At 72.3% G+C, this 20,210-nt stretch carries 21 protein-coding genes; 13 read left to right on the forward strand and 8 right to left on the reverse strand.

Annotated features, from left to right (window positions below; all coding sequences use genetic code 11):
- Nucleotides 1-350: 350 nt before the first annotated feature.
- Entirely contained in the window at nucleotides 351-1,442 is a 1,092-nt protein-coding gene (locus AHOG_RS13220) for a DNA cytosine methyltransferase (protein WP_093944419.1), read from the reverse strand.
- Between the two features lie 412 nt (nucleotides 1,443-1,854).
- Here AHOG_RS13220 and AHOG_RS13225 point away from each other — a divergent pair, with 412 nt between their 5' ends.
- From AHOG_RS13225 to AHOG_RS13235, 3 genes are all read left to right on the forward strand, one after another.
- Entirely contained in the window at nucleotides 1,855-2,301 is a 447-nt protein-coding gene (locus tag AHOG_RS13225; RefSeq protein ID WP_245856728.1) for a very short patch repair endonuclease, read from the forward strand.
- Nucleotides 2,302-2,592: 291 nt separating this feature from the next.
- Nucleotides 2,593-2,793, forward strand: a complete 201-nt coding sequence (locus tag AHOG_RS13230; RefSeq protein ID WP_075743805.1) for a cold-shock protein — start codon at nucleotides 2,593-2,595, stop codon at nucleotides 2,791-2,793.
- Nucleotides 2,794-3,075: 282 nt separating this feature from the next.
- On the forward strand, nucleotides 3,076-3,459 hold the full coding sequence (locus tag AHOG_RS13235) for a hypothetical protein (protein WP_093941630.1): 384 nt from the start codon (nucleotides 3,076-3,078) through the stop codon (nucleotides 3,457-3,459).
- 78 nt (nucleotides 3,460-3,537) lie between these two features.
- Here AHOG_RS13235 and AHOG_RS13240 read toward each other — a convergent pair whose 3' ends face one another.
- On the reverse strand, nucleotides 3,538-4,215 hold the full coding sequence (locus AHOG_RS13240) for a class I SAM-dependent methyltransferase (protein WP_211290591.1): 678 nt from the start codon (nucleotides 4,213-4,215) through the stop codon (nucleotides 3,538-3,540).
- Nucleotides 4,216-4,453: 238 nt separating this feature from the next.
- Here AHOG_RS13240 and AHOG_RS13245 point away from each other — a divergent pair, with 238 nt between their 5' ends.
- A complete protein-coding gene (locus tag AHOG_RS13245; RefSeq protein ID WP_093941631.1) occupies nucleotides 4,454-5,017 on the forward strand; it encodes a TIGR03086 family metal-binding protein in 564 nt (187 codons plus the stop codon).
- A 538-nt stretch (nucleotides 5,018-5,555) separates the two neighbouring features.
- Here AHOG_RS13245 and AHOG_RS13250 read toward each other — a convergent pair.
- Together AHOG_RS13250 and AHOG_RS13255 are read right to left on the reverse strand one after the other, a co-directional pair.
- Entirely contained in the window at nucleotides 5,556-6,482 is a 927-nt protein-coding gene (locus AHOG_RS13250) for a S66 peptidase family protein (RefSeq protein WP_093941632.1), read from the reverse strand.
- Nucleotides 6,479-8,443, reverse strand: a complete 1,965-nt coding sequence (locus tag AHOG_RS13255; protein WP_093941633.1) for a S9 family peptidase — start codon at nucleotides 8,441-8,443, stop codon at nucleotides 6,479-6,481. Before AHOG_RS13255 ends, AHOG_RS13250 begins: the two co-directional genes overlap by 4 nt.
- Nucleotides 8,444-8,558: 115 nt before the next feature.
- On the opposite strand from AHOG_RS13255, the gene AHOG_RS13260 reads away from it, so the two are divergent.
- The 5 genes from AHOG_RS13260 (at nucleotide 8,559) to AHOG_RS13280 (ending at nucleotide 12,216) form a co-directional block, all read left to right on the forward strand.
- Nucleotides 8,559-9,125: a DUF3090 domain-containing protein gene (locus AHOG_RS13260; protein WP_075740638.1), complete on the forward strand. Its 567-nt coding sequence runs from the start codon at nucleotides 8,559-8,561 to the stop codon at nucleotides 9,123-9,125.
- Nucleotides 9,126-9,139: 14 nt separating this feature from the next.
- Nucleotides 9,140-9,934: an SCO1664 family protein gene (locus tag AHOG_RS13265; RefSeq protein ID WP_093944422.1), complete on the forward strand. Its 795-nt coding sequence runs from the start codon at nucleotides 9,140-9,142 to the stop codon at nucleotides 9,932-9,934.
- A gap of 224 nt (nucleotides 9,935-10,158) precedes the next feature.
- Nucleotides 10,159-10,545, forward strand: a complete 387-nt coding sequence (locus tag AHOG_RS13270) for a GNAT family N-acetyltransferase (RefSeq protein ID WP_211290643.1) — start codon at nucleotides 10,159-10,161, stop codon at nucleotides 10,543-10,545.
- Between the two features lie 146 nt (nucleotides 10,546-10,691).
- Nucleotides 10,692-11,159 (forward strand): cytidine/deoxycytidylate deaminase family protein, encoded by a 468-nt coding sequence (locus AHOG_RS13275; protein WP_093944423.1) that lies wholly within the window; start codon nucleotides 10,692-10,694, stop codon nucleotides 11,157-11,159.
- A 256-nt stretch (nucleotides 11,160-11,415) separates the two neighbouring features.
- Nucleotides 11,416-12,216: an SAM-dependent methyltransferase gene (locus AHOG_RS13280; protein WP_245856731.1), complete on the forward strand. Its 801-nt coding sequence runs from the start codon at nucleotides 11,416-11,418 to the stop codon at nucleotides 12,214-12,216.
- Between the two features lie 174 nt (nucleotides 12,217-12,390).
- On the opposite strand, the gene AHOG_RS13285 is transcribed toward AHOG_RS13280, so the two are convergent.
- The 3 genes from AHOG_RS13285 to AHOG_RS13295 form a co-directional block, all read right to left on the reverse strand.
- Nucleotides 12,391-12,639 carry a hypothetical protein gene (locus AHOG_RS13285; RefSeq protein WP_093941635.1) on the reverse strand — a complete coding sequence of 83 codons (249 nt, stop codon included), beginning with the start codon at nucleotides 12,637-12,639 and terminating at the stop codon, nucleotides 12,391-12,393.
- Between the two features lie 216 nt (nucleotides 12,640-12,855).
- A complete protein-coding gene (locus tag AHOG_RS13290; protein WP_093941636.1) occupies nucleotides 12,856-13,239 on the reverse strand; it encodes a DUF3037 domain-containing protein in 384 nt (127 codons plus the stop codon).
- Nucleotides 13,236-13,994, reverse strand: a complete 759-nt coding sequence (locus AHOG_RS13295; protein ID WP_169725857.1) for a HipA family kinase — start codon at nucleotides 13,992-13,994, stop codon at nucleotides 13,236-13,238. The genes AHOG_RS13290 and AHOG_RS13295 overlap by 4 nt, the downstream gene beginning before the upstream one ends.
- A gap of 227 nt (nucleotides 13,995-14,221) precedes the next feature.
- Here AHOG_RS13295 and AHOG_RS13300 point away from each other — a divergent pair, with 227 nt between their 5' ends.
- Nucleotides 14,222-15,640 (forward strand): sigma 54-interacting transcriptional regulator, encoded by a 1,419-nt coding sequence (locus AHOG_RS13300; RefSeq protein ID WP_093941637.1) that lies wholly within the window; start codon nucleotides 14,222-14,224, stop codon nucleotides 15,638-15,640.
- A gap of 23 nt (nucleotides 15,641-15,663) precedes the next feature.
- On the forward strand, nucleotides 15,664-17,694 hold the full coding sequence (locus AHOG_RS13305) for a VWA domain-containing protein (protein ID WP_169725858.1): 2,031 nt from the start codon (nucleotides 15,664-15,666) through the stop codon (nucleotides 17,692-17,694).
- Nucleotides 17,695-18,074: 380 nt separating this feature from the next.
- On the opposite strand, the gene AHOG_RS13310 is transcribed toward AHOG_RS13305, so the two are convergent.
- Complete coding sequence (locus AHOG_RS13310; protein ID WP_093941638.1) at nucleotides 18,075-18,659, reverse strand: TetR family transcriptional regulator; 585 nt, start codon at nucleotides 18,657-18,659, stop codon at nucleotides 18,075-18,077.
- Between the two features lie 86 nt (nucleotides 18,660-18,745).
- Here AHOG_RS13310 and AHOG_RS13315 point away from each other — a divergent pair, with 86 nt between their 5' ends.
- Both AHOG_RS13315 and AHOG_RS13320 read left to right on the forward strand, forming a co-directional pair.
- Complete coding sequence (locus tag AHOG_RS13315) at nucleotides 18,746-19,267, forward strand: nuclear transport factor 2 family protein (RefSeq protein WP_093941639.1); 522 nt, start codon at nucleotides 18,746-18,748, stop codon at nucleotides 19,265-19,267.
- A gap of 417 nt (nucleotides 19,268-19,684) precedes the next feature.
- Entirely contained in the window at nucleotides 19,685-20,164 is a 480-nt protein-coding gene (locus AHOG_RS13320; RefSeq protein ID WP_093941640.1) for a hypothetical protein, read from the forward strand.
- Nucleotides 20,165-20,210 lie beyond the last annotated feature (46 nt).

The following is a 20,210-nucleotide window of genomic DNA, read 5'->3' on the forward strand; positions in this document are numbered from 1 at the left end:
TCGCCGACGGCACCGCCCCGACGCGCCTGCGGGCGTCGGGCGGCGGCCGCCACAGCCGGGCAGGCGGTGAGTACGCGGGCGCGTCGAACCGCTCGCGACGGGGCGCGAGCACTCGACCCCGCGCTCTGCTCGCCGTGTCGCCGCCGGGGCCTCGGTGCCGCGCCCCGCTGCCCGCTCGGGGTGTCGGCGGCGGGTCTCGACCGTCCTCGCGCCGTGCCTACGCCGAGGTGTCGGATGCTCCGTGGGCCGTGGGCCGTGCTGGCAGCCCCCGCCCGCAGGTGTGAGCCGATCACCCGAGGCTGCCCGAGGCACGCGACGGAGCGGACGACGGCCGCGGCCCGGCCTGCCCGCTAGGCCAGTGCCGTGGCGACCTGTCCCGCCAACGCTCGCGCCAGCCCGAGCGGTACGGCATTGCCGATCTGCCTGGCGATCTCCGCCTTCGTCCCGCACCAGCGGAAATCGGCGGGGAAGTCCTGAAGAAGCGCGGCCTCGTAGTGGGTGATCGGCCGGTTCACCCGCCGGTCGGGCGAGTCCGCGTCCCACTGTGGATGCAGGTACTGGCCCTTCTCCGGCTTGAAGAACTCCGTGCGGATGGTCAGGGAGGGCGCGTCCCAGCGCATCCGACCCATCACGTCGGTGGTCCCGGTGGGCTTGTCCCGCCAACAGCGCGGCAGCAGCTCTCGTGGCACGTCGAAGCGGCCACCGCCCGGCGGGACGGAGTCGTAGCGTCGCAGGGACAGCTCCGTCGGCCGCCTGCCCAGGTGCAGGTCCAACCCGCTGAACACGCCGGGAAAGGTTCGCCCGAAGTACGTCGCCGTCGTCTTCGGCAGCTCGGTGGTGTGCGGACGCTCCGGAAGCTCCGCGATCCGACTGCGCGTGTCGGCCCAGGGCAGCAGACTCGCGGGGAGTCCGCCGGCCTCGCCTCGGCCGTGCGTCGGGCTCGGCAGCGCCACCGGGCCGATCCGGGAGCCGATGATGATCGTGCGACGCCTGCGCTGTGCCACGCCGTAGTCGGCGGCGTTCAGATGGCCGTAGGTCAGCGTGTACCCGGCGAGGCTTCCCCCGTCGACCTCCGCCCGCAGCAGGCCGAACTCCGGGCTGCTGAGGAAGCGGTCGACGTTCTCGATCACGAAGACCTTCGGATGGGCGGCCCGTACGACGCGCACGTACTCCCGCCAGAGCTGGTTACGGGGATCGGCGAGGTCGCGGCTGCCGAGACTGGAGAAGCCCTGACACGGCGGACCGCCGACCACGACGTCCACCGGCGGCACCTCGGACGCCGGGACGGTGGCGATGTCGACCGGCCGTACGTGGTCCTCACCGAAGTTGGCGGCGTAGGTCGCCGCGGCATACGGGTTGACCTCCACCGCCAGGGCGGTGTCGAAGCCTGCCGCGACGAACCCGCCGGTCATCCCGCCGCACCCCGCGAACAGGTCGATCATCGTCGGCACCGCGTCATCCTAGGCCGGGTGGCGGACGACCCCGGTGGTCGGCCCGCCTTCGGTGGTGTCGCGGGCATTCGTCGGCGCGCCACCGGGCCCCTCGGGGCGGTCGGGCCGATCGTGTCGAGACCGGCCAGGCCTCTCCGGGCGGTGCCGAAGCAGCAGGATCGAGGGCCGCCGAGGATCGGATCGCGGCGAACGGTGCGGAGCCGGCCACGGCGACTCGCGTGGGCCCGTTCGGTGTCGGCCGTCGGCGCCGCGTCGTCGTCGGCAGCACCGTCCGAGGCGTTCCGGCGCTCGGCGGGCGCGCGCGGGCGTCCTGGACGATCACAGGCCCCGCTACGGGGTCACGCGCGCGGGCACGCGCCGAACATGTCGCCGGGACGGTTCCGCCGATCGCTAGGCTGCCCGGATGGCGCGTGCGGCGAAGACGGAGTCCTGGGCCTCCTCGCCGGGGGTCCGCACGGGCATGCGGGCCAACCGGGGTCGCGACACCCGTCCGGAGCTGGCCGTGCGCCGTGCCGTCCACGCCATGGGACTGCGCTATCGCGTCTCGGCGCGCCCGCTCCCGGGCCTGCGCCGGACGGCCGACCTCGTCTTCACCCGGGCCAGGGTGGCGGTCTTCGTCGACGGCTGCTTCTGGCACGGCTGCCCACGACATCACACGGTCGCCAAGACCAACGCCGGCTACTGGGCGGAGAAGGTCCGCCGCAACCGCGAGCGCGACCGGGAGACCGACCGGTTGTTGATCGAGGCAGGCTGGCGGCCGCTGCGCCTCTGGGAGCACGAGCCGGTGACCGAGGCGGCCCGGCGCATCGCGGCGGAGGTGCGTCGTGCGATCCCTCCGGGCGCGGCTTGACCGGCGCGCCCGTCGGCTTCGGGCGATCTTGGGCGCGTCGTGGGACGCGCCGAGACCACCCCGCGACACGCCGGGGGAGATTCGCCCATTGGGCCGCTACCTACCGAGCTCGATCGTGCTACGGTTGCGCCGGTTGCTGTTGCAGTTCCTCGCATGTTCTTGGACGCCCGCGGAGCCACATAGCGGGCGTTTTCTGTACGTGGGCCCCGGTCCATGACGGGGGACGACGAACCAGAACCCGGGACCCACGAGGTGTGGGTCCCGAATCGTCCCTACAAGGAGACACAGTTCATGGCTCAGGGCACCGTCAAGTGGTTCAACTCGGAGAAGGGCTTCGGCTTCATCGCGCAGGACGGGGGACCGGACGTGTTCGTCCACTACTCCTCCATCGACACTCAGGGCTTCCGTACGCTTGAGGAGAACCAGCGCGTGGAGTTCAACATCACCCAGGGCAACAAGGGTCCCCAGGCGGAGCAGGTTCGCCCCATCTGATCCGAACCCAAGTGTGAACACCCAGGTGTGAACGAGGTGCCCCGGCGAGTTCCGCTCGTCGGGGCACCTCGGGTGTATGGGGCGTGGTTCACCGATCGAGGTCGACTTCCGGCGCATCCGTTGTTCGACGGGCGGCGCGCCCGTTAACGTGGAGCGGGTGGTCCGGGCAGTCGTCGTGGAGACCGGATGACCTCATCGTCCGGCCGCACCCGGGTGCGCGATACAGGGAGAAGTGCAGTGACACGGAGGGTCGACCTAGGGGCGGTCCGGTTCCGACTTCGGATGAACTGGCTCCGTCGGATCATGCTGACCTTGACCGGGTCGACGCCGCGCAGCTGCCGAGTCGACGTGGGACTCCATCAGGTGGTCATCCGCGCCGGGCGGTTCTTCCGCACCGCCTTCCCGCTCCGCTCCGTCTCCTCGGTGATCGTCCTGCCGCACCACCGGGTCCCCGGCGCGGACGTCGGGCCGGACGGCGTGCGCCTGCTGGGCGCGCGTACGGCGCTGGTCCAGATCCTGCTGGAGGCCCCGGCCCATGCCCGCAGGCTCGGCAAGCGCATCGCGGTCCGCCGCGTGACGCTGAGCGTGGACGATCCGAGCCTGTTGATGACGGTGCTCAGCAATCGAGGCCACCGTCGCGCCGGTCGTCGCGCCATCACCCGCTGAGCGAGCCGCCCGCCGACACCGCTTGAAGTCCGCCTCGCGCTCGGTCACCGGTGCGGACGTCCGACGGTGCTTCTCGGCTCAGTCGCGGTCCGCCGACATCCGCCACACCGTGGTCCGTTTGATCGTCATGTCCTCCAGAGCGGCCACCACGGGGACGTCGTACTCGGCGAGCGACTCGAAACGACCGGGCGGCAGGTACCGCCGGCCCGGATCGCCCACCAGGACCAGCGCCCCTCTGGCACGCGCCCTGGCCAGCATCGGCAGCATCCGGGCCGCCATCGCCCGTTCATAGAAGACGTCGCCCGCCAGGACGACCTCGGCGCCGAGTCCGTCGCCGTGGAGCACGTCCGCGACGCTCGCGGCCACCGCGACCTCGTTGATCGCCGCGTTCATCCCGATCGCCGCGACGGCGAAGCGATCGATGTCGACCGCGACGACCTCCTCGGCGCCCGCCAACGCGGCGGCGATGGCGACCAGGCCCGAACCGGACGCCAGATCCAGCACCCGGCGTCCCGCCACCAGCTCGTCGTGATCGAGGACATGGCGGGCCAACGCCTGGCCGCCCGCCCAGGGGAAGGCCCAGAACGGCGGGGGAGTGTCGGACTCGCCGGACGAGTCCTCGATCCGCTCCCACAGCTCGATCGCCTCGGCGGCCAGCCGAAGTCGAACCTCCGGCACCAGTGGTGTGGCCGCGATCGTCGTCTGCGCGTGGATGAAGTCGATTCGGGCCTCGGTGCTGAGTTCCTCGCCGTGCACGCCGTGATCCTCGTGCACCGCCGCCGCATCCGGACGGGCGGGGGCTCCCGAACCGAGGCCGGCGGCGCGGCCCGCGCGAGGAGACGCCGGGTGCCGACGCACGACCGAGACGACCGATCCGAGGGCTGTTCGACGCCGCGGGCGGACGGCGTGATCCTCCTGCGGATTCAGACGCACGTCTTAGGCTTTCGAGGACGCTTCGGCGGCCCGGCCGCCGCCCGCTACCGAGGAGGAGCCGATGGACCTGCTCGATGCCCACCGTAGGGCGATGGCCGAGTTCGACCGACGAGTACGTGCCGTGCCCATGGACCGCTGGGAGGCCGCCACGCCGTGCGTCGAGTGGACCGTCCACGATCTGGTGAATCATCTGGTCGTCGAACAGCTCTGGGTGCCGCTGCTCCTCGACGGCGCCACCGTCGCCGAGGTGGGCGATCGGTTCGACGGCGACCAGCTCGGCTCCGATCCGGTCGCGGCCTGGTCGGCGGCGGCCCGAGTCGCCGAGGAGGCCTGGCGGGAGCCCGGCGCGACCGAGGGCATGGTGCATGTCAGCACCGGGCTCATCCCGGCGGCGGAGTACGGCTGGCAGATGGTCGACGACCTGACCGTGCACGCCTGGGACCTGGCGGTGGGAATCGGCGTGGACGGCGCTCTGGACGACGACCTGGTCACCGCCGTCTACGACGACCTGCGACCGCAGGTCGAGGACTGGCGCGGCGCCGGTCTCTTCGCGCCTCCGCAGCCCGCTCCGGAGGGCGCGAGCGAACAGGAGCGGCTCCTGGCATGGCTGGGCAGGCGAGTCTGAGCGGGCTCGCGACGCGACGGGCGCGCCGTCTCGGTCTCGTCGATCGTCGAGGGGCCGGACGGCCCCCACATCTGCGGTGAAGGGCCGGGCGAGCCGTCGCCGCGGCCGTCTCTCGGCGGCCCCGTCCGGTCGAGGGCCCGGCCCGAGCAGGTCCCCGGTCCAGACCCTGTCCGTCGTCGAAAGCTCCGCCCGACAGGACGGTTGTGCCGGGCCCGTCTCGCGCGGCCGGTCAGGTCGGTCGGGCCGGCCCGTCCTCCATCGATCCGGCCCTGCCGGGTCGAGCCGGGCCGCCGGACCCGTGGACGGGTACGCCTGCCGTGGTCGCCGCCCCGGCCCGCCGGTCGAGCGGTCGAAGTCGCCGTCGGAGCCGGCCCGCCCGTCGAATCGCCGGGACGGCCCGCACGGTCGCCTCGTCGTGCTCGTCGGCGACTCGATCCGGCGTCTGCCGCGTCGCGGCCGTCGCCCTCGCCCCCCGCCGTCTCTCGGCGGCGCGCCCGATCCGCTCGGACTCGGATCGGGCGCGGACGCTTGATCCGACTCAGTCCAGGGCGGGCTCGTCGAGCCGCAGCGTGCCCGCATCGGCGTCCAGCTCGACCGGCACGCCCAGCGGAACGGTGAGTTGATCATCACAGTGGCCGAAGCCGAGCTCCCAGCCGATCGGCACGCCCAGCCCGCCCAGCCGGTCGAGCAGCAGCGTCCGGACCGCCTCCAGCGGGCCGCAGTCGGTCCACGATCCCAGCGCCACACCGGCCACGTTCGCCCACCAGCCCGCCCGGTCGAGCTGGGTGAGCATCCGGTCCAGGCGGTACAGGTCCTCGCCGACGTCCTCTAGCAGCACGATCGATCCCGGTGGCGGCGGATAGGCGTCGACGGTGCCGAGATCCGCGGCCAGCAGGCTGAGGTTTCCGCCCCAGCTGACCCCCCGTGCCCGACCGGACACCAGCGGGCCCGCGCCGGGCCGCCCCAGTACGAGGGTGGTCTCGGGCTCCAGCAGCGTGCGCCGCAGGGTCTCCACGGCGCCGGGATGCTCGACGAAGGGCGCGCTGCCCACCATGGGCGAGAACAGCGTCACCAGATCCAGCCGACTGCCGAAGGCCTGATGCAGGGCCGTCACGTCGCTGGATCCCGCGAACACCTTCGGCGGCAGCTCGGCGAGCGCGGCCAGGTCGAGCCGCTGAAGCGTCCTGGTGCAGCCGTACCCGCCTCGCGCGCAGAGCACGCCCGCGATGTCGGGGTCCGACCAGGCCTTCGCGAGGTCCGCGGCACGGTCCTCGTCCCGACCCGCCAGATAGGGGAAGTCGGGATGCCGGTCCAGGACGTGGTCGCCGATCACGACGTCCAGCCCCCAGCCCGTCAAGATCGACACGCCCGCCTCGAGCATCGTGGCGGTGACCGGACCCGCGGGCGCGACGATCGCGACCCGGTCGCCCGGGACGAGCCGCCCGGGTCGTCGAGCGCCCGTCATCGGCGTAGCGCCAGGGTCGGCACGCCGGGAGCCTCGAATTCGAGGACCTGCGCGTAGAAGGACAACTCCGCCTCCAACGCCGTCCGGATCGTCTCGGCTCGACGGAAGCCGTGCTGCTCGCCCTCGAACGCCAGGTAGGCGAAGGGGATCCCACGGCCGGCGAGCGCGTTGACGAACCGGTCGCACTGCTCCGGCGGACAGATCTCGTCCTCGAGCCCCTGCAACAGCAGGATCGGCCCGGCGAGACGGTCGACGTTGTTCACCGGGGACCGGTCCCGGTACCGCCGCGCCGTCTCGGGCAGCGGGCCGACCAGGCTGTCGAGATAGCGGGACTCGAAGTCATGGGTCTCCCCGGAACTCCAGCCGGTGAGGTCCAGGATCGGGTACATGGCCGTGCCACAGCGGTAGACCGAGACCGTGGTCAGCGACGCCGCCGTCGTCCAGCCTCCCGCGCTGCCGCCGCGGACGGCCAGGCGTCGCGGGTCGGCGGTCCCCTCGGCGGCGAGGGCCTCGGCGACGGCGGCGCAGTCGGCCACGTCCACCACGCCCCAGGACTCCCGGAGCCGCTCCCGGTAGGCCCGGCCGTAACCGGAGGAACCGCCGTAGTCGACGGCGACCACGCCGATGCCACGGCTGGTGAAGTACGCGATGGTGGGATCGAGGACGACGGTGTTCTGCCCGGTCGGACCGCCGTGGACGTGGACGAGGAAGGGCGGCAGTTCGCCCTCCGGGGCGGCGAAGTCCGGGTTGGTGGGCGGGTACACGTGCGCCGGGATCCGCTGCCCGTCCGGTCCGGTGAAGGTCCGGGTCGCGGGCACCGGGAGCCAGGCCGGATCGGGCAGGTCCGCGGGCTGCCCGGTGAGCACTCGGGAGGTGAGGGTGGCGACGTCCACGGCGACGACGGCGGGCTTGCTCCTCGGCCCGCTGGCCACGCCGAGGATCGTCCTGCCGTCGCAGGCCAGCGTGGACCGCCAGCTCGGCAGCGGGGTCTCGACGTCCCTCACCGTGCCCTCGGCCTCGTCGAGCAGGGCGAGCCCGCCGCCGCGGAGCACCGCGTGCCTGCCGTCGCCCAGCGGGGCCAGCCAGCTCGCGCCGAGCTGCCACAGCGGCCCGCCGATCTCGACCTCGGCCGCCAGCAGCGGTGTGACGGCACCGTCGAGCGTGATGCGGTGCGGGTTCCACCACCCGGTCGGGTCGGTGAGGGCGTAGACGGACTCGTCGTCGGCCCAGCGAACCTGGCAGACGGCCTCGGTCGCGCCACCCGCGAGCACTCGGTGCGGCGCGAGACCGTCCTCGGTGATCTTCGCCACGCAGAGTTCGGTGCCGTCCCACGGCATGGCCGGGTGCTCCCAGCCGATCCAGGCGGCGTGCCTGCCGTCCGGGCTCGGCCGGGGTGCGGTGAGGAAGTGGTGGCTCGCGGCCAGGGTCCGCACCGCCGTGGCGTCCTCGCCCGCCTCGCCGGAGACGGGCAGCGCCACGAGGTCACGCCGGACGTCGACCCGTGAGTCGCCGACGACCGTCTCCCGTACGCACCACACCTCCCGGCCGCCGGGCCCGGCCACCAGCTCGCCGTAGCGGACGCCCTGCGGTCGGTCCGGAATCGGGCTGACGGGGCGGGGCACGGCGTCGGGTTCCGTGAGATCGAGCAGGTAGACGCGCTGGTCATCCCAGTGGGTGAAGGCAAGCTGTCTGTGCCCGTCGGTCTCGAACGCCGCCCACGGCCTCCCGCCGTACTCATGCACGCGGTTGCGGACGTTCCAGGGCGCCGCCAGCACCTCGGCGGGCGCCCCGTCGTCGGTCTCGCGCATCAGGGCGACCCGACCGCCCTCCTCCGGGCGGCTCTCCGTCCACCAGGCCTGCCCGAAGGCGAGGTCGGCCGCAAGGACTCCGCCACCGGACCTCGCCGCGTCGATCGCGTCGATCGGCGAGGTCCATGTTCCGTAAGGAGAGATCGTCACCACCCGGGCAGCGTAACCGTGAGTGTCCGTCCGGAACACCGATGCAGAAGGATTTCCGGGGCGAACCGGGGGGAGCGCGCTGCCCGGCGAAGCCCGGTGGCCTAATGTCGTCGGTGTCATGGCTCGTGTCATTCATGTATTCCGTCAACCCGACCGGTTCATCGCCGGGACCGTCGGGCAGCCCGGCGAGCGCAGCTTCTACCTCCAGGCGTCCGAGGACGTCCGCAAGGTGAGCGTTCAGCTGGAGAAACAACAGGTCTCGGTCCTCGCCGAACGCATCGGCGCCCTCCTGGAGGAGGTGGCGCTGCGTTTCGACACCGAGGTCCCCGGTGCGGCGCCCGAGGCGGTCATCGACGTGGAACCACTCGACGTGCCGGTCGAGGAGGAGTTCCGCGTCGGAACCATGGGTCTGGGTTGGGACGCCGAGACACACGCGGTCGTCATTGAGCTGTTGGCGATGACGGAGGAGGAGGTCGACGAGTCGGTCGTCCTCGACGACACCGAGGAGGGCCCGGACGCGCTTCGAGTGTTCCTCACGCCGCTCCAGGCCAGGGCGTTCGCCGCGCGCGCGGAGCGGGTGGTCAACGCCGGACGCAAGCCGTGTCCGCTGTGTGGTGAGCCGTTGGACCCCGCCGGGCACATCTGTCCCCGGCAGAACGGCTACCGTCGCGGCGACGAGGGCTGAGGCGGCCGGTGTCGGTGCAGCCCGATGATCCCGCCGCCCTGGAGTTCCTGCGTCGAGGCGGCATCGAGATCGAGGGACGGCTCGTCGCGGCCTCCAACGCCACGCTGTTCTGCTCGATCGAGCTGGACGGCGTCGAGGGGCACTGCGTCTACAAGCCGGTGCGGGGGGAGCAGCCGTTGTGGGACTTCCCCGACGGCACGCTCGCGGGCCGGGAGGTCGCGACCTATCTGATCAGCGCGGCCGCGGGCTGGGACCTGGTGCCGCCGACGGTGCTGCGGTCGGGGCCGTTCGGACCGGGCATGGTCCAGTTATGGATCGACACCGACACCGACTCCGAGCTGGTGGACGTCGTGGGTGTCGACGACGTCCCGACCGGCTGGCGGCCGGTGCTGCACGCCCATGACCGGGCGGGAGAGCCGGCCGTGCTCGTTCACGCCGATCATCCGCGCCTGCGGACGATGGCGGTGCTCGACGCCGTGGTCAACAACGCCGACCGCAAGGGCGGGCACGTGTTGAGCACGGCCGAGGGCGCCGTGTACGCCGTCGATCACGGCATCTGCCTCAACGCCGAGGACAAGCTCAGAACGGTGTTGTGGGGCTGGATCGGCGAGTCCCTCGGCGACGAGACGCGGGAGACGCTCGGCTCGCTGCGCGCCCGCCTGGCGGGCTCGCTCGGTGACGCGCTGCACGACCACCTCACCCGGAAGGAGGTCGAGGCGTTCGGCCTGCGTCTCGATCGACTGGCGTCCGCCGGGGTGTATCCGGCGCCCTCCGACGACTGGCCCGCGATCCCGTGGCCCGCGTTCTGAGGCGACCGCCCGCTCATCCGGCCGAGGCCGACCAGACGGCCCCGGCGTGTTCCGTACCTGTCGGGCAGGGGCCGGCCCGACGGCGTCGCGGGAACCGCGCCCGCCCGGACAGGAGGGCCCGGCCGCACGAGGCGGTCGGCGGGTCCGCCGAGCCGTAGGGCGGCCGGAGCGCCGAAGCGTGGCCGGGTCCTCGCCCGCTCGGTTACGGTCTGGCTGTGGGGATCATGTACCGGTGGCGTGGCGAATTCGACAGCGCGGCCGTGGAGGCGTTGCACGCGGAGGGCTTCGGGCACGAGCCCGGCTCGCGAGACTGGCGAGGACAGGTCGGCCGACACAGTCTCGGCTGGGTGTGTGCGTGGTCGCGGTCCGAGCTCGTGGGTTTCGTCAACGTCGCCTGGGACGGTGCCGGACATGCCTTCCTGGTGGACACGGTGGTGGCCCGGTCGGCCCGCCGCCGGGGAGTGGGGACGGGACTGGTCTCCGTGGCCACGCGGGAGGCCTCGGCGGCGGGCTGCGAGTGGCTGCACGTCGACTTCGCGGATGACCTGAGCGACTTCTATCTCACGGCCTGCGGATTGCGGCCGACCGCCGGCGGACTCGTCGCACTCTGAGCCACCGCGACGACCGCGACGATGCGCCGACTCGGCGACCGGCCCGCTCCCGGACAGGTCACCGATCGGGCCGTCCGAGTGATCCGGTCGGGCACTTCGTTCGCCGACTCACGGTCGCAGGCCTGCGACGGGCACACTGGATGGTCATGACCACTTCCGTCGTCCCGCCCTCCCGCGACCGCGCCCTGCTGCGACAGGCCGTCGCCCTCGCCGAGAAGTGCCCGCGTTCCGCAGGGGCCTTCGCCGTCGGCGCGCTCGTCGCCGACGCGGCGGGCGAGATCATCGCCACCGGCTACTCTCGGGAGACCGACTCCCATGATCACGCCGAGGAGGTCGCGCTGGCGCGTGTGGCTCCGGACGATCCTCGGCTGGCGACCGCGACGATCTACAGCTCGTTGGAGCCGTGCAGCACCCGGTCCTCGCGTCCGAGGAGCTGTACCCGGCTGATCCTGGACACGCCGATCCCGCGTGTCGTGTTCGCCTGGCGGGAGCCCGCGATCTTCGTGGACTGCGAAGGGGCCGAGCAGCTTCGCGCGGCAGGCCGAGAGGTGGTGGAGCTGGCCGAGTTCGCCGACCTCGCGCGACGCCCCAACACACATCTCTTCGGCGGCTGACGTCGGTCGACGAATCGGTACGGCGCGTTCGGGACGCGGCGAGGGCGGCCCCGACTCGGCGGCCGTCGGGTCCGGTGCCGCAGGCTCGGCAGGCGGACGGCGCGGTGACGAGATCCCCGCTGCCGGGCGACTTGACCGCGGTCGATCACGCGGCCAGGCTGCGCAGGGGCGATGACGCTGCGCGATCGTGTGGTGACCGATGCGGCGTCGGCCGTGGTCCGGCCCGCCCGCTCTGTTCGTTCGAGACGGGAGCGGCATGATGGAGACCGACGTGAACTGGACCGGCACCGGGATCGATCTGGACCGGCCCAACGCGGCGCGGATGTACGACTACTACCTCGGCGGTGCCTTCAACTTCGCGGCGGATCGGGATCTCGCCGAACAGGCCGTACAGGTCATGCCGTGGATGCGGGAGGCGGTGGCGGCGAACCGATCGTTCCTCGCCAGGGCGGTGCGTCACTGTGTCGCGCACGGCATCCGCCAGTTCCTCGATCTGGGGTCGGGCATCCCGACGGTCGGCAACGTGCACGAGATCGCCCAGGCCGCGGACCCGAGCTGTCGGGTCGCCTACGTCGACAACGAGGCGGTGGCGGTCGCCCACAGCAGCCAGCTGTTGGCGACCGACCCGCAGACGACCATCACGCGGGCCGACCTCCGTGATCCCGCCCGTGTGCTTGCCGCGCCGACGGTGCGGGAGCTCATCGACTTCAGCGAGCCGGTGGCGGTGCTGGCGGTGGCGGTGCTGCACTTCGTCCCCGAGGCGGGACGACCCGAGGAGATCCTCGCGGACTACCGCCGGGCGATGGCACCGGGAAGCAGGTTCGTGCTCTCGCATGTGACCGGCGATCACGATCCCGAGCAGGCCGAGGCGGCGGCGCGGGTCTATCAACGAGCCGACACCCCGGTGCTGCCCAGGAGCCGGGAGCGGCTGGCGGCGATGCTGGCGGGTTTCACGCTGGTTCCGCCCGGCCTGGTGGATGCCACGGAGTGGCACAGCACTCCTGCGGCGGGCGCGGAACACGTGGGCTTCTACGCGGCGGTCGCCGTGGTCGAGTAGCGCTGCACGACGCACGTCGGCGGACGCTCACCCGGCAGTCTGCTCGGTTCCTCGGCCCGGGGCGGGAAGCGGGCGGACGAATCGGCGGACGAGGAGGGAGCCTGCCGAGCGAGGAACGCCGCCGGTCGACGAGGTACCGCGGCACGGTGAGCATCGGGCCGGGCCGCGCTTCGCTCAGCCCTCGCCGGACCCGTGCCCGCCGAGCCGGTGCCTCTTCTCCGCGGCGAAGGCGTCGAAGCGCTCGAACAGCGGCGTCGCCGCCCAGGCGACCAGGGCCCACAGGCCGAAGAAGGCCAGATAGGTCAGCGGGAGTCCGGTCAGCGGGATGCCCGCGGGCATGGCGAACAGCGCGAAGACCACGGTCATGAAGGCGGCGGAGACCAGGGCGGTCACGATGCGATGGCGAGTGCTGGAACGGTCCATCGTGCTTCCTCTCCTCCGAGGGACGAGAAGCCGGCGTCTCTCGGACCTGTGTCGAGTCGGACCTGTGCCGGGTCCGGCCGTCGAGCCCGACCCGTCGAATTCGACGAGATCGGGACACGTCTCCCGCGATGGTAGGCGCGCGGCGGTCAGGAATGGCCCATCGAGGACGACACGCCACGATCGGTGTAGATCCGCAACCTGCCCTCGATCAGCGGGTCACCGGACCAATGCGATCATCAGCCGATCCAGCTCCACCGCCGGGTCGTCGGTCAGTCCGGCGTGGACGGCACCGGTCTGCACGACCGTGCTGCGCGGCGCGGTCAGCCAACGGAAGCGCTGCCCGAGGCTCGTCTGACACGCGGGCACCTGTCGGTCGGCGCCCGAGCACACCTGTTCCACGGACCGCAGCGCCGCGACGACGGACTCCACGTCGACGTCGCGGTCGAGTGCCCGGAGGCGATCGGTGTCCAGCTCGACGGCGGCGCCGAGGAAGTCGAGCCTGCCGCAGTACAGCAGGACCCCGGCGTTGATCGACTCCGCGCGCTCGATGCGGGGCATCACACGCAGCGTCGCGTATTCGAACACGGCGAGCTCGCTCATGTCGTCCCTCCGGGAAGCCAGCGCGGAGCCGACTCGATTCGACGCAGGAAGTGGCTCACATAGGCCGCTCGGCGTTCGGCGGCGTCGGATCCGCCGTCCGCGTCGATCAACCACGGATCGGGCACGAGGGCCACGACCTCGGTGAGCAGCGACTCGGTCACCGCGGGCGCCAGCTCGCGATGGACGCCCGCGAGGTCGGCCGCGTGGCGCACGAGCACGTGATCGTCCGATCGGAAGGGTCGAGTCGCCGCCGTCCCCGCCCGAGGCCAGTCGTGATGAAACCAGAGAGCCGCGCCGTGGTCGATCAACCACAGCTCGCGATGCCAGCGCAACAGGTTCGGATTGCGCCAGCTGCGGTCGACGTTGTCGATCAGCGCGTCGAACCACAGCACTCGGGACGCCTCCTCGGCGTCCGGCGGGAACGCCTCGGGATCGAAGCCGAACGCGCCCGGCAGGAAGTCCATGCCCAGGTTCAGCCCGCTGCTGGCCGCCAGCAGCTCTTGGACCTCCTCGTCGGGTTCGTGTCGCGCGATGCGCGGGTCCATCTCGACCAGTACGAGATCGGGGACGCGGAAACCGAGCCTGCGTGCCAGCTCGCCCGCGATGATCTCCGCCGCCAACACCTTGGGCCCCTGGCCCGCCGCTCGGAACTTCACGACGTAGGTGCCCTCGTCGTCGGCCTCGACCAGGCCGGGGAGGGAGCCGCCCTCGCGGAGCGGTGTCACGTACCGCGTCCCGGTCACCGTCGGGATCACCCTGGCCGCCTTCCCGCGACGCCCGTGCGTCGCCGAGCACACCGTAATGCGCGACCCGGAGAGCGAGCAGGCAGCCCTGCGGCGTGGTGCCGCGCACCCCGGCGACGGCGGGCCCGGCGGCCCGGACGTTCGCGGCCCTAAGCCTTGCGATCCGCAGGCTCCGGGCCGCACGAGACCTGGAGCCGCTCGACGTGGTCGGGCGCGCCGATTCTGCGTAGCGTCGAGGCGTGAGCGATCTTCCGACGTCCGTCGCCCCCGCGACCCCCGACGACCTGCCCGCGACCCTCGGCGCACTACGTGCCACCGGACACCGACTGCGCGGCGTCAAGGACGAGCTGCGGGAGAATCTGCTGGCGGCACTGCGCGCGGGCATCGACCCGTGGCCGGGCATCGTGGGCTTCGACCGCACCGTCCTGCCGCAGCTCGAGCGCGCCCTGCTCGCCGGGCACGACATCGTGCTGCTCGGCGAGCGAGGGCAGGGCAAGACCCGTCTGCTGCGCACCCTCGTCGGACTGCTCGACGAGTGGGCTCCGGTGATCCGCGGCGCCGAGCTGGCCGAGCATCCGTTCGACCCGATCACTCCCGCGAGCCGTCGTCGAGCTGCCGAACTCGGCGCGGACCTGCCGATCGACTGGGTGCACCGGTCCGCCCGCTACACCGAGAAACTGGCCACGCCGGACTCCTCGGTCGGCGACCTCATCGGCGACGTGGACCCCGTCAAGGTCGCCGAGGGACGCAGCCTCGGCGACCCGGAGACCATCCACTTCGGCCTGGTCCCGCGTGCCCACCGCGGCATCGTGGCGATCAACGAGCTGCCCGACCTCGCCGAACGCATCCAGGTCGCCCTCCTCAACGTCATGGAGGAGCGCGACGTCCAGGTACGCGGCTACACGTTGCGCCTGCCGTTGGACGTCGTGGTCGCCGCCACCGCGAACCCGGAGGACTACACGAACCGCGGGCGGATCATCACCCCGCTCAAGGATCGTTTCGGAGCCGAGATCCGCACGCACTACCCGCTGGAGATCGCGGCGGAGACGGCGCTGGTCCGGCAGGAGGCGGACCTGGTCGCGGAGGTCGGCGATCACCTGGTGGAGGTGCTGGCCCGCTTCGTGCGGAGTCTGCGGGAGTCCACGTCGGTGGACCAGCGGTCCGGCGTGTCGGCGCGCTTCGCGGTGGCCGCCGCCGAGACGGTCGCGGCCGCCGCGCTGCGCCGCGCCGCCCGCACCGGTGAGGCCGATGCCGTGGCCCGGCCGGTCGATCTCGACGGCGTCGTCCCCGTGCTGCGCGGAAAGATCGAGTTCGAAGCGGGAGAGGAGGGGCGCGAGGAGGAGCTGCTCGGCCACCTGCTATGCCGGGCGACCGCGGACACCGCCCGGCAGCTGCTCGCGGGCGTCGACCTCGGGCCGCTGGCCGAGGCAGTCGCGACCACCCCGGTCGCCACGGGGGAGCGGGTCACGGCCGAGGCGTTGCTGCGGACGCTGCCCGAGCTGCCCGTGACGGCGGAGGTCGCGAAGCGGCTGGGCGCCGACCCGACCGGCGCGGCGGGCCCGATCGCCTCCGCGGTCGAGCTGGCGCTGGAACTGTTGTATCTGTCTCGACGGCTCGGCAAGGACACCGACGACGACCAGACCGTCTACGGCGTGTGACCCGGGACGGAGACGAGGACGAGATGGACGACGGCACAGAGGACGGCGAGTCACGCCGGACCGGCCTCGGCGGGGACGACGCGGGGAGAGGTGCCGCGGGTCCAGGCCCGGCGGGCTATCGCTACGTCCGCTGGCTCGGCGGCCCCGATCCGCTCGCGCCGCCGCTGGATCTGCGGGCGGCGCTGACGGAGTTGGGCCGGGACGTCATGGACGGCTCGTCGGCCAGGGCCGCGCTACGGGAACTGCTGCGACGAGGACTGCCCGCTCGCACCGGGCTCGACGAGCTGACCAGGCGAGTCTGGGAGCAGCGCTCGCGGCTGCAACGGCGACATCGGGTCGACGGGACGCTGACCGAGGTCCGTGAGCTGCTCGCCCGCGCCGTGGCGGAGGAGCGACGGGTGCTGTTCCCCGAGCCGACCGACGACGCGCGGTTCCGTGAGATGCGGCTCGACGCGCTGCCGAACAACCCGGGCCGGGCGGTACGGGAGCTGGGCGACTACCGGTGGCGATCCGATCAGGCGGCGGCCGACTACGCGCGGATCCGGGAACTCCTCGGCGAGCAGCTGCTCGACGCCCGCTTCGAGGGGATGCGGCAGGCGATGCGCGAGGCCGGGCCGGAGCAGGCGGCACAGGTCCGTGCGATGCTCGCCGACCTCAACGCTCTGCTCGCGGCGCATGCCTCGGGCGCGGCCGACGTGCCCGCGAGGTTCGCCGCCTTCATGGCCGAGCACGGTCGCCTCTTCCCGGAGCGCCCCCGTGACGTGGAGGAGTTGATCGACATCCTGGCGGCCCGCGCGGCCGCGGCGGCCAGGACCCTCAACTCGCTCTCGCCCGAGCAGCGCGCCGAGCTGACCGAGTTGTCCAGACAGGCCTTCGGCGATGCTCGGCTGTCCGAGGCGCTCGGCGAGCTGGACACCCGATTGCGAGCTCTGCGGCCTGGAGAGGACTGGCGGGGCAGCGGCCGGTTTCGGGGCGACCAGCCCTTGTCGCTGTCCGAGGCCGCCGAGGTCATGACGGAGCTGGGTGAACTCGACGAGCTGGCCGAACAGCTCGCCCAGGACTATCCGGGCGCCCGCCTGGAGGACGTGGACCTGGCGGCGCTGGAACGCGGACTCGGGCCCGACGCGCGGATCGCCGTGCGCGGCCTGGTCGAGCTGGAACAGGAGTTGACGCGGGGCGGTCTCCTGCGCCGCGCCGCCGACGGCGGTCTGCGACTCACGCCGCGCGCCCTGCGCACACTGGGCCAAGAGCTGCTGCGCGACGTGCTGGACGAGATGCGGGACCGGCGCGGCGAGCGGGACACCCGCCGCACGGGGGCGGCAGGCGAGCCGACCGGGTCGACCAGGGCGTGGCGGTTCGGCGACACCGAGCCGTGGGACGCGGCCACGACCGCGCGCAATGCCGCGTTGCGCCGCGCCGCCCTACCCGGACCCCCGTTGGCGGTGTCCGACATCGAGATCGCCGAGACCGAGACACGCACGCGCGCGGCGGTGGTGTTGTGCGTGGACGTGTCCTGGTCCATGGTGCAGGACGGCCGATGGGCGCCGATGAAGCGCACGGCGCTGGCCCTGCATCACCTGGTGAGCACGCGCTTCCGGGGCGACGATCTGCGGATCGTCACCTTCGGCAGGCATGCCGCGACGACGGACATCGCGGGGCTCACCGAGCTGGAGGCCACGATGGAGCAGGGCACGAACCTGCACCACGCGCTCCTGCTCGCGGGCAGGCATCTGCGGAGGCGGCCGGACGCGATGCCCGTCGTCCTGGTGGTCACCGACGGTGAGCCCACCGCGCACCTGGAATCCGACGGCGAGACGGTGTTCGACTATCCGCCGCGGCCGCGGACGCTGCGGGCCACACTGGCCGAGGTGGAGACGCTGGCCAGGGCGGGCACGGCGTTGAGCGTCTTCCGACTCGGCGACGACGAGCGTCTCACCGCCTTCGTCGAACTGCTCGCACGTCGGGCAGGCGGACGGGTGTTCGCCCCCGACCTCGACGGGTTGGGCGCGGCCGTGGTCGGCGACTACCTGCGAACGCGACGTTCGCGGCGGTGACGTCGGCCGGGGCGGATGGCAACGGCGTCCCGGAGGCCGAGCTCGTGCCGGCGGGGCGACTCGAACGGCGGGGCGACTCGAACGGCGGGCACGGGTCGGCGCCTTCGTCCGATCACACCCGCCGGCCGACAGGGAAGTCGAGTGGCGTCGTGTCCGCCGGCACGAAGCCCGTGGATCGGGTCTGCCTCTCCGCCTGGACCGATTCTCGACGTCTGGCTCGCCTGGCGGTGTGTCACCGAGGACGGGTTCGTCAGCGGCCGTCTCCCCTCCGTGCCGCACCGTCCTCGCCGGCCGCCCAGGCGCCGAGCAGCACGTGTCGGGGAGGGGGCGGCGTGCGGCCGCGCTTGCGCGGCCACCGGCGTTCCGTCGTCCCGTGTGAGTCAGGCGAGTCGGGCGAAGGCGGCGTCGACCGCTGCGGTCAGGCGGGACGGTTCGTCGTCGGCGGCCGTGCGACCGGCATGGAAGCAGGCGATGCCGAGTTCGGCGGCCAGCGAGGCGGTCGCCGGCTCGGCGCCGTTGTCGGTCAGCAGCTCCACGAGCTCGGTGACGTGCCTGCGTTGCTTGGTGAGGCTCCTCGCCAGCAGCTCGGGCTGTTCGGCGACGAGCCGTTCGTGTTCGGTGTACGCCTCGGGGTCCTCGACCAGTTCCGCGGTGAAGGCCACGACGACGCGGCGGACGTAGGCGAGCGCGGCGGGGAGTGAGTCGCCGATCGCCTCGGGCGCGGGCGTGTGTGTCGCCTCGGCGGTCATCGACTTCCCGCCTTCGGCGGCGAACACGACCTCCTGCTTGTCGCCGAAGTAGCGGAAGAACGTGGCGCGCCCTACCTCGGCGCGGGCTGCGATGTCGGTGACGGTGACCTGGTCGAAGCCGTGTTCGGCGAACAGCTCGCGCGCGGCAGTGATGATCGACTCACGCACTCGCTGCTGTCTTCTCTCCCGCAGTGTCGGTGGATCGGACGGCGCCATGTCCCGGAGTCTATCCGGGCGCGGCGCGAGGAATTGTGATACTAAGTATCAACAGATACCAAGTATCAACTGAAGGGTGGGTTCCTATGAAGTGGCGCAGCATCACGATGGTGATCGCGGGCCTCGCAGTCCTGACCTCCGCCGTCCTCTCGATCAACCCCGGCACGCCTGCGGCGGAGGCCGGGGCGTCGGACGAACGGCAGACCGAACGTCGGACCCGCGCGTTCGTCACTGCACTGGAGGCGAAGGATCAGGCTGCCGTCGTCGCCATGCTCGACCGGAACGTGGAACTGACGGTGGCCCTGTCGTTCTCCGGAGAGCCGGAACCGGCAGGCCGATTCGCCGGCGAGACAGAGGTCCTCGGCTACCTCACCGGGGTGTTCACGAACATGGCCGCCATCGCCTTCGTCGACGAGCGGGTGAGCGTGACGTCCGACGGCAGGACCTCGTTCCTCCAGGCGACCGGCGACTTCACCACCGCGGACGGGCGGCCCTATCGCAACGTCTACGTCTTCCGGCTGGACTGGCACGAGGGGCGCCTCGTCCGGATCGAGGAATACGGCAATCCGATCACCTACTGTCAGACCTTCGGCGATCCCGACTGCTGAGCCCTCCCTCTGACCGGTCGACGGCGGACCGCTGGGCGGACACCGCCGACCGCAGCCCGGTTCGTGGTGCCGTGGACCGTCTGCCGTCGGCTCGAAGAGCCGTCGCCGAGCCGGGACGGCGATGATCGGAGGCATCCCGCCTCCGATCATCGGTTCCCGGCCGCCTGCGGTCCCCGCGGTGGTCGTCGTGCGATCGTCCGCACGACGAGGCGCCCGCGGCCGCGGTGGATCGACCCGCCGCCATCCCTCATGGTGTTCACCGGCCGTCGTCGCCTGCCTCCGGGCGACAGCCGGACGGCGGTGTGCTTCACCGAGGGGGTGGTGCCAGCCCCACCCCCTCTTGGGATGGTGTCGTCATCGACCCTGCCCCGGTGGTGCTTCTAGCGTTCTCCTGGAGTCGACGAGGGGAGCCGACACATGATCGGGATGGCGCGGTGCACCGGGGCGGCGCCGACGGACGACCCGGCTGCGGCGGACCACGCCGAACGGGCCTGGCGTCAGGTGGGGCCGGGCGGGACCGTCGAATGGGACCCGCACCGGGACGCCACCGCCGCCCGGTCGCGTCCGACGTCTGCTCGGCGTGTCGTGGACGTCGGCTCGGCGGTTCCCAGCCGGGCAGACACGGAGAATCGGAAGCCCGTCCTCGGGACGTCGTCACCAGCGGCCCCTGCCGTGGTCCTCTCGGCCGCGGTGGTCCTGATGATGTATCAGGATCAGCCGTTCGCCTTGGTACGGCAGACGTCGATCGTGCTGACCGCGTTGTTCTCCCCCGTCCAGGGCGGGCAGGAGCAGGACTGGTGGGTGCTGCTGTTCGGCATGGACCTCGCGAGCCTGACGTTCACCTTCGTGCCGTTGGCGGCGCTGTTGTGCTATGCCTTCGTCACGCGGCGTCGCTGACCGGCGGGGCGAGGAGCGGGCGAGCACGGCGGCGCGGCGGACTCGC

Source organism: Actinoalloteichus hoggarensis (assembly GCF_002234535.1).
GTDB lineage: Bacteria > Actinomycetota > Actinomycetes > Mycobacteriales > Pseudonocardiaceae > Actinoalloteichus_A > Actinoalloteichus_A hoggarensis.

What these genes read in the sequence shown, in the direction of transcription:
- AHOG_RS13285 (WP_093941635.1), bottom strand. Translation starts at nt 12,639, where the DNA reads ATGGACCGTTCCAGCACTCGCCATCGCATCGTGACCGCCCTGGTCTCC.
- AHOG_RS13275 (WP_093944423.1), top strand. Translation starts at nt 10,692, where the DNA reads ATGACCACTTCCGTCGTCCCGCCCTCCCGCGACCGCGCCCTGCTGCGA.
- AHOG_RS13220 (WP_093944419.1), bottom strand. Translation starts at nt 1,442, where the DNA reads ATGATCGACCTGTTCGCGGGGTGCGGCGGGATGACCGGCGGGTTCGTC.
- AHOG_RS13260 (WP_075740638.1), top strand. Translation starts at nt 8,559, where the DNA reads ATGGCTCGTGTCATTCATGTATTCCGTCAACCCGACCGGTTCATCGCC.
- AHOG_RS13225 (WP_245856728.1), top strand. Translation starts at nt 1,855, where the DNA reads ATGGCGCGTGCGGCGAAGACGGAGTCCTGGGCCTCCTCGCCGGGGGTC.
- AHOG_RS13230 (WP_075743805.1), top strand. Translation starts at nt 2,593, where the DNA reads ATGGCTCAGGGCACCGTCAAGTGGTTCAACTCGGAGAAGGGCTTCGGC.
- AHOG_RS13290 (WP_093941636.1), bottom strand. Translation starts at nt 13,239, where the DNA reads ATGAGCGAGCTCGCCGTGTTCGAATACGCGACGCTGCGTGTGATGCCC.
- AHOG_RS13280 (WP_245856731.1), top strand. Translation starts at nt 11,416, where the DNA reads ATGATGGAGACCGACGTGAACTGGACCGGCACCGGGATCGATCTGGAC.
- AHOG_RS13250 (WP_093941632.1), bottom strand. Translation starts at nt 6,482, where the DNA reads ATGACGGGCGCTCGACGACCCGGGCGGCTCGTCCCGGGCGACCGGGTC.
- AHOG_RS13270 (WP_211290643.1), top strand. Translation starts at nt 10,159, where the DNA reads ATGTACCGGTGGCGTGGCGAATTCGACAGCGCGGCCGTGGAGGCGTTG.
- AHOG_RS13315 (WP_093941639.1), top strand. Translation starts at nt 18,746, where the DNA reads ATGAAGTGGCGCAGCATCACGATGGTGATCGCGGGCCTCGCAGTCCTG.
- AHOG_RS13310 (WP_093941638.1), bottom strand. Translation starts at nt 18,659, where the DNA reads ATGGCGCCGTCCGATCCACCGACACTGCGGGAGAGAAGACAGCAGCGA.
- AHOG_RS13235 (WP_093941630.1), top strand. Translation starts at nt 3,076, where the DNA reads ATGAACTGGCTCCGTCGGATCATGCTGACCTTGACCGGGTCGACGCCG.
- AHOG_RS13320 (WP_093941640.1), top strand. Translation starts at nt 19,685, where the DNA reads ATGATCGGGATGGCGCGGTGCACCGGGGCGGCGCCGACGGACGACCCG.
- AHOG_RS13245 (WP_093941631.1), top strand. Translation starts at nt 4,454, where the DNA reads ATGGACCTGCTCGATGCCCACCGTAGGGCGATGGCCGAGTTCGACCGA.
- AHOG_RS13305 (WP_169725858.1), top strand. Translation starts at nt 15,664, where the DNA reads ATGGACGACGGCACAGAGGACGGCGAGTCACGCCGGACCGGCCTCGGC.